General features: G+C 46.3%; 7 protein-coding genes. 1 reads left to right on the forward strand and 6 read right to left on the reverse strand.

All coding sequences use genetic code 11. From position 1 onward, the window contains the following. Window positions 1–9 precede the first annotated feature (9 nt). Both G7Y46_RS07940 and G7Y46_RS07945 read right to left on the reverse strand, forming a co-directional pair. On the reverse strand, window positions 10–2,304 hold the full coding sequence (locus G7Y46_RS07940) for a UvrD-helicase domain-containing protein (protein ID WP_165253863.1): 2,295 nt from the start codon (window positions 2,302–2,304) through the stop codon (window positions 10–12). Continuing rightward, window positions 2,285–3,211, reverse strand: coding sequence for a LysR family transcriptional regulator (locus G7Y46_RS07945; RefSeq protein ID WP_165253865.1), 927 nt, complete (start codon window positions 3,209–3,211; stop codon window positions 2,285–2,287). The genes G7Y46_RS07940 and G7Y46_RS07945 overlap by 20 nt, the downstream gene beginning before the upstream one ends. Before the next feature lie 237 nt (window positions 3,212–3,448). Between G7Y46_RS07945 and G7Y46_RS07950 the strand changes: the two genes are divergently transcribed. Continuing rightward, the gene (locus tag G7Y46_RS07950) at window positions 3,449–4,831 is read left to right on the forward strand and encodes a sodium-dependent transporter (protein WP_165253867.1); all 1,383 of its coding nucleotides are present in this window, start codon (window positions 3,449–3,451) and stop codon (window positions 4,829–4,831) included. A 71-nt stretch (window positions 4,832–4,902) separates the two neighbouring features. On the opposite strand, the gene G7Y46_RS07955 is transcribed toward G7Y46_RS07950, so the two are convergent. From G7Y46_RS07955 to nrfD, 4 genes are all read right to left on the reverse strand, one after another. Continuing rightward, window positions 4,903–5,550, reverse strand: a complete 648-nt coding sequence (locus tag G7Y46_RS07955) for a molecular chaperone TorD family protein (protein ID WP_165253869.1) — start codon at window positions 5,548–5,550, stop codon at window positions 4,903–4,905. Then, entirely contained in the window at window positions 5,543–5,986 is a 444-nt protein-coding gene (locus G7Y46_RS07960) for a DUF4405 domain-containing protein (protein ID WP_165253871.1), read from the reverse strand. Before G7Y46_RS07960 ends, G7Y46_RS07955 begins: the two co-directional genes overlap by 8 nt. After that, window positions 5,979–6,407: a hypothetical protein gene (locus G7Y46_RS07965; protein ID WP_241157103.1), complete on the reverse strand. Its 429-nt coding sequence runs from the start codon at window positions 6,405–6,407 to the stop codon at window positions 5,979–5,981. Before G7Y46_RS07965 ends, G7Y46_RS07960 begins: the two co-directional genes overlap by 8 nt. A 144-nt stretch (window positions 6,408–6,551) precedes the next feature. Continuing rightward, a complete protein-coding gene (gene nrfD / locus G7Y46_RS07970; RefSeq protein ID WP_165062204.1) occupies window positions 6,552–7,811 on the reverse strand; it encodes an NrfD/PsrC family molybdoenzyme membrane anchor subunit in 1,260 nt (419 codons plus the stop codon).

A 7,811-nucleotide genomic window follows, 5' to 3' on the forward strand; every position in this document is an offset into this window, starting at 1 on the left:
GATAGCTGCTCATGCCATATATTTTTCCGATAGCCACGGGCTTATTGGTCCGCGCGAAAGAATATCCACATTGCAGGTAGCACGCGAAATAGCAGTATACAACCTACGCCGCGATACATCATTTTCGGGAAACGTCTTCGCACTAGCATCGGGAATGATTACATTATCGAATTCAAGCCCCTTCGCTAGTTTTAGCGTTGTTGCAAACACTCCATTTGCTGGCAAACTATCGCGCGCATTCACTACTAAAAGACTATCTCCAATAAGATTTTGCACTAGGCGCAATTGTGCTTTCCACGGCACAATTATGGCGGTCAACTCATCGCTATCGGCTTTTTGTTTAACAGCTTGGCGAAGCGCCGATATGTACTCTTCCTCGCTTGCGTATTCCTCAATATGCGGTTCGCTGCCATTGGGATGTACCGACTCTATCTGCATGTTATTTAAGGTTGCCAACTTTGCAAACACATGTGTTATCTGCGGAGTAGACCTGTAGCTAATCATAAGATCGCATCTACAACAACTGCCGCATGCTTGTTCAAATATATGCTGCACACAGGCAAAAGATGTTGCCGTCTCGCCAATAGACTGGTTTTCATCGCCCAACAACATAAAGTGCGCCCGACGGAAATATTTCGCCATCACCATAAGCTGCGCCGCCGAATAATCCTGCACTTCATCAATCATCACATACCGCGCATCGGGTTGCGATAAACCGCACAAAGCCATCTTCGTATACAACCATTCAACAGGTGCCACACCACTAGCATCAAGCAGACGCATACCTATGCGATCAATTCGCAGCCATTCGTCATTTTCTATAGCATCAAGCGCCGCGGCATGCTTGTCGCGCAACATGCGCAAAGCAAGCTCGCGCGCCTCAGCCTCGGTCTGCGGGCTAATAGTTTCGCGGAATATGCGCAGTTGCTCCTCTACGCTAAGAGCATCAAGCTCATCTAGCGCATCATCGCTTGCCGCCATGCGACGCAAACGCTGCTCCGCACGCTTCAGTATCCCCTCACGCACAAGCGTTATGCGCCTTGGTCCCATTGCTACATTGCTATGCTTATGCATAAGCCCATCTATCTGATTCGTGGAAATAAAACGCACTTTCCCACTGCGTATTTCGCGAAAATCGGCTTGAGTTAGACGCAGGTTCGCAATTCCGCGCTCTATTGTTTGCAAGCGCTCAATATCGCATACACCCTTGCCCGGCTTCATATCGTGCGGAAGCAAGCGCGCAGCCAATTCATCCCAAGTTTGCGCCTGCGGATTGCTTTCCCCCATCTCTGGCAGCACGTTTTCTATGTATGTACGAAATACAGAATTTGGAGTTATCAAATACACCTGATCGGGGCGCAAATCTTCGCGATGCCGATAGAACAAATACGCTATACGCTGCAGCAAAACCGATGTCTTGCCACTACCAGCCACACCCGACACAAGCAGCGCCGGAACATCTTCATGACGAATAACCGTATTCTGCTCCCGTTGTATGGTGGTGGTTATCGCTTTCATGTGTGGTGTACGCGCATCTGAAAGCGATCGTAATAAAAGCGGATCTTCTATGGCAACCGAAGTGTCGAAATACGCGCGCAAGCAATCGCGTTCTATATCGAATTGCCGCCGCAGCTTCAAATTGACATTTATCTTGCGACCATTCGCCACATAAGACGTATCGCCCATTTGCTGGTTGTAATACACCTCGGCAACAGGACTTCGCCAGTCAACCACTAAGCGTTTGTAGTCTTCATCGGAAACTCCCGCCGCACCAATGTAGAGCTCGCGCACACCGTCGGCAACGCCATCAGCACGCACGCCCGCAGCCACATCTGAATCAGCACTGGCAGACCCGTCAGCACCTACACCCGCGTTCGCGTTATCCGCAGCAGACGAAGCCACCGCAGAACCATATTGCAGTTCTATCTTCGCAAAATATGGCTGCTTCAACAGTAGCTGCACATCGCGTAATTTACGTACTGCCGCTTCGGAAGCAATGTTGTAACTGTCGATAACACTGTTAGCTGTAGCAAAAGCAGCATATGTCTCAAGCGCCTCATCAAACGATGTGGCGTTCAGAGTAAGTTCTTCTGCCATTGCATCTTTATCTGCCGCCGCATTAAAGTCTATCTGGCTTATCTTGTGCGCTAAACCATCTTGCATACGTAAAAGATCGGAATAAACTTCACTTAAATGCGCCTGTTCCGCACTAAAAACAGGATCGCTCGCATTCTTTACGCTGTTTGCATTACCCATATTGCTAGCGTTATTGATACCTGCATCATTAGAGTCCGGAATAACCAACCTGATACTCCTCTATAAATAGTTGTAACTTCTCTATGTATCTTGCCGCCAAACTGGAAAGCTGGCGTTCGTTATGAACGATATATCCCACTGTCATTATTTCTTTTGTGTCTATAGGCACCGCCACCACACCGCTACTCATTTCGCTTGACATAACGCCAGTGGACACGATATAGCCCATATGATGCGTAAGCAAATTAGAAAGCGTTCCGCGATCGCTTATTATTACGCGCTTAGACGCAGGCAGCTCGGCAAAGGGCTCTTCCGAATAATAGAACGAATTGGAATTGCCCTGCTCAAAGGTATAGCGCGGATATTCGGTCAAATCGTCTAGCGTTACTATTTTTTGCGCAGCCAACGGATGGTTCGAATTTACGAAAATGTGCGGCTTTGCAGTAAACAGCTTTGCAAACGCACAGTTAGCATCTTCTAGTGCACGCCCTATTACTTGCTGGTTAAACGACGACATAAATAAAATGCCCACATCGCTGCGGAAGTCGCGCACGTCGTTAATTATTTCGGACGTTCTACACTCGCGCAGCGTGAATGTGTAACCCGATCCTTCGTATTCGTCAACAAACTCCAAAAACGACTCTACGCAAAACGTGTAATGCTGGCTGCTAACCGATAAATGCTGCTCTACTGGCTCGGCATCGCGGGCGTAGCGCTGTTCTAGCAAATTCGCTTGTTCTACAACTTGGCGCGCATAACCTAAAAATTCCATCCCTTCGCGCGTAACAGTAATGCCCCTATTTGAGCGCTCAAAAATAGTAACGCCCATTTCCGCTTCTACATCTTTCACGGCAACCGACAAACTACTTTGCGAAGTATATAAGTTATGTGCTGCTTGACTAATTGAACCGCATGCAGCTATCTCTATAAGGTATCTCAATTGTTGAAGAGTCACAATTCACCTTCACCTTGCAAATTCGCCATATAAAACAAACTACAATTTCGCGCTTGAGTACGCATTTTTGGCACATGCTCCCAATGCGCACTTTTAATCAAATCCAAGAGAACGTAATTATATCCTCCACGTTGCCCGAAACCAGTCTTTTTGCCTAGCTTATATGTAGATATAATTCAGGAAAGACAACATATCCCCTATTCGGGAGCACTAAGCATCCCAATGAAAGGCTACTATATGGAGCGCGAGCAGTTCAAAAGCCGATTGGGATTCATTCTAATTAGCGCAGGCTGTGCCATAGGTCTTGGAAATGTATGGCGTTTTCCTTATATAACCGGTCAATACGGCGGCGCTGCGTTTGTGGTTATGTTCTTGGTGTTTCTTGTTATATTTGCGCTTCCCATTTTGGTTATGGAATTTGCCGTTGGGCGCGCAAGTCAACTTGGCGTGGCGCGCAGCTTCGATAAGCTAGAACCGCCCGCCACAAAATGGCACCGGTTCAAATGGGTAGCACTATGCGGTAACTACCTGCTTATGATGTTTTATACAGCCGTATGTGGTTGGATGTTGGCTTTCATGGTGAAAAGCGCTATGGGCACATTCAGCGGAATGGATGCCACACAAGTTGGAGGCGTTTTCAATGCGCTTATGGGAAATCCGCTTGAAATGAGCGCATACACACTAATAACTGTTCTAATTGGCGTGCTTGTAACGCGCGCGGGCGTTCGCAATGGAGTAGAGCGTATCACGAAATTTATGATGGGCGCTTTGTTCGTGGTGCTTCTTGTGCTAGTTATACGCGCCGTAACGCTGCCGGGCGCAGCCGATGGATTGATGTTTTACCTTATGCCCGATTTCGGCAGACTGTTCGCAGAACCCAGCACTTTCTTTGACGCTATGCTAGCCGCCATGGGACAAGCGTTTTTTACAGTGTCGGTTGGTATTGGCTCTATGTCGATATTTGGCAGCTATATAAACAAAAGCTATACCCTTACCGGAGAAGCGCTGCGCATTGCTGGACTAGATACGCTTGTAGCCATTATGGCTGGTCTGATAATATTTCCAGCCTGTTTCGCATTCGGAGTAGAACCCGGCAGCGGACCCGGTCTTGTATTCATAACCCTACCCAGTGTGTTTAACCAGATACCACTAGGTAATCTTTGGGGTGCATTATTTTTTGTATTTATGAGTTTCGCCGCACTTTCTACAGTTATAGCGGTTTTTGAAAACATCATGAGTTTTGGAATGGACCAGTGGGGATGGTCGAGAAAGAAATCTTGCACCATAAATGGAGTGGCGCTAGCCATACTATCTATGCCCTGCGTGCTTGGATTTAGCGTATGGTCGGGCGTTCAAATACCGGGTATTGGCAACATTCAGGCAATTGAAGACTTTATAGTGTCGAATAATCTGCTTCCACTGGGCGCACTTGTATTTTTGCTATTCTGCACACGTAAACAAGGCTGGGGCTGGGATGCATTTCTTAGCGAAGCAAACACAGGTAAAGGAATCCATTACCCCAAAGCAATTAAACCTTATTTAAAATATGTGCTGCCTATCCTTGTTCTGATAGTAATGGTTGCCGGATACATCCCAATTGTTCAAAGCTGGTTTACCTAGCACTTCGCTTGCCTAGCACTTCGCGCGCTGCATAGCGGCTATGCACTTAGCACGCGCTCAAAGGCAAGGCGCTAACTTAGCGTGCACTTCAAAAGCGATGCTGCGTTTCTGTAGAAAGGAATGCGAGTTTGCTCGCATACCTTATCTGCAAAACGAGGCATCCAAGTTTGAACATGATTATCCATGAACTGCTGGAAAGCAGCTTCAGGCGTGCCACCCGGCAAATCCTCAAGCGAAACAGCCGTTTGGCTTACATCAACACCAGATGCAAGCATGGCAAGATATTGGAGAAGTTCCAGCTCGGTTGCTACATAGTCTAGCGGCTCGTTCGTGCCTTCAGGTTGACCAAGCCCGCATGCGTTGCAAAACCGCTCCACATCCATAGAATGCGGATTCACAAACAAAAGCCCTTGTACGCCGTCGTCTTCTGCCCGCCATATTCCCTCATATGGAGACACAGCTGGATCGGGTGCTCCAATAAACAAATAAGTGGCTTCTGCGCGCAAGGCATGCAGAAAAGCTTCAGCGTCATTGCTTTTTTCCGAATAGGTATCACATTCCCAATCTAGGTCTAGTGCTTCTGTTATCTCTTTAGCAGCATCAAGCCATTCCCCGCTTACAACTGCTTGCGAAAGCGCCGTATCGGGATAGCGAAAACTAAATGCAAGAAGTTCATATAGTGCAGCACGCACATGCCACATCTTAGTTGTATTAGGCATTTGATTCCTCCCTTTTTGATGCGTGAGGCTCCGCCTTCCAAGAACAATACGCTACCTTAATATTCAATACTATATGCACAAACAATACCGCCATAAGAACCTTAGCTGATATGGCATGCAGCGGATCCCAGAAATAATACCCGCCAGCATAAAACCCAAATGTTGGCAGGACTGTGCCCGAAACCATAATTCCCGACACCGCACAAATAGCAAGACTTGCCAAAATGATGATATTTAAAGCAAATCTGGCTGTTTTTATCCCGCTTTTCAGCATTCCTTTAGCAGTTATATTATGTGCAGCACAATGCACCACAAGAGCTAAAGTTGCAAAAATCCCTATCCATTCATGAGCTGGAATGCCGAAAATTGCAGGAAATGCCGAAAGCACATAAAGCGCGAGAAGAAATACATCCAATACAATAAACCACTTATTCATGGGTATCCTCTTCTCTATTTGACGAAACGCGCACATCTTGCGCATTTTGATGCTGTAAGCCGTTGTTCTTCGATAGCAAGCGCGTAATAGCTACCAAAACTACAACAAGTACTACAGGCATTAGTATCCATATGTTAAGAGACGCATCACTTGCTTGGTGATATCGCGTAAAAAGGGTATCCCAAGCATGGCATTCTAGCGAAGCACATGCCGCCTCGGGACAAACCATTTCATGCACGCCGTCCGGTTGCGGCACGTCTGCAAAACCATGACAAGTGCCCGAGGCACATCCGACAACAGGACATAGAGACGTTTCAGTTATGGGATAGATGCCACTCTCGGGTTCCACAGCAAAGCTAACACCCAACACGCCCATGCCAAAAACAAGCAGCACGACAACTGTAATAAGAGTCTTCTTCATCTGCATTGTTCCTTAAATTTAGAAAGCGTATGACTTTTGTTGCTTATTTCAATTGCGTATATATTGAATATGCACACCCCGGCTGCCCTAGAGGGGTAGGCAGCCGGGATGACAGGAGAGAGAAAGTTGTCAGTTATATAGTGCCTATTCAGTCTTATCTTTTAAGGGCAGATACTTCACACCTAAAAGGAATATAAGAATTGCTAGACCAACTACACCTATCGTTATTCCACACTCAAGAAGGGACGGCCAATAAACGATTGATTCGTATGCTCCAGATAGACCTGCAGTCCAATTTGTGATGGTAGAAGAACTTATAGCGCTTGGCCATTCGATGTTTGGAATCTGAAAGCCTCCAACAAGTAGTTGTGTGCGCTTGCAGAAGATGCCAATGATAGCCAAAAGGCTAGCTATGACTATAAGTGGATTTGTGCGAAGACGCGGGCAGAAGCATACAACTATACAAATTATGCCGCCGATTATCTCTATCCAGAAAAACGGAGCTAGAGGTCCTGCAACTAGCATCCATACGATATCTGCACCTGAAGCTGCTGGAAAGCCTGCTGTTAGAAGGTCGCATGCAAAGAAGTATAGATCCACACATACAAATGTGCCTAAAAGCTTTGCTAGCTTTACTATATGAGCCTGCTCAAGTGCAAGGTATCCACATTTTTTAAGCGCAATAGCAATACATATAATAAGAGCTGTTCCGCAGACCAAAGCAGAAGATACAAACCATGGGGCTAGAAGGGCTGTGTACCACATTTCGCGTCCCTGCTGTAGACCAAATATCCAAGCAGTTACGCTATGAACTAGTACTGCACAAATAAGAGCTACTACACTTATTATGCGAAGAGCACGTGCAGATACCTTGCCACTTTCATATTTCAGCTGTGCCCAAAGATATACACAAGACAGTATTAGATATATACCCAATACTATGATGTCCCACATTAGCGGACTTGCAAGATTTGAGTATGCAAATAGCTCCCAAAGGCGCGCAGGTTGTCCCAAATCTACTACTACAAATCCAATAGCAGCGATAGTACATGCGATAGAGGAAAATACTGCGATTTTGCTAATTGCTCCAAAACCTTGTATTCCAAATGCCTTAGGTACAGAAGATATGATTAGACCTCCTGCACTAAGACCTACAAAAAACATGAACATAGTAATGTATAAGCCCCAGCTATCAAGGTTTCTCATGGATGTTTGCACCATGCCACCTGTAAGCTGTATACCCCATAGCACAATTCCTGCTACAGCAAGTATTGCACACACCAAAATTCCTATATTTACACCCTTGTTGTTAAACAATGCACCCTTAGGCTTTGCTTGTTTTTGTTCGCCTGATGTGGGCGATTTGACATTGGCGGCAGTAGCCGCAGAAGTTGTCTCAGTCAT

Origin of the sequence: Adlercreutzia sp. ZJ304 (assembly GCF_011039075.1) — a bacterium.
Taxonomy (GTDB): domain Bacteria; phylum Actinomycetota; class Coriobacteriia; order Coriobacteriales; family Eggerthellaceae; genus Adlercreutzia_A.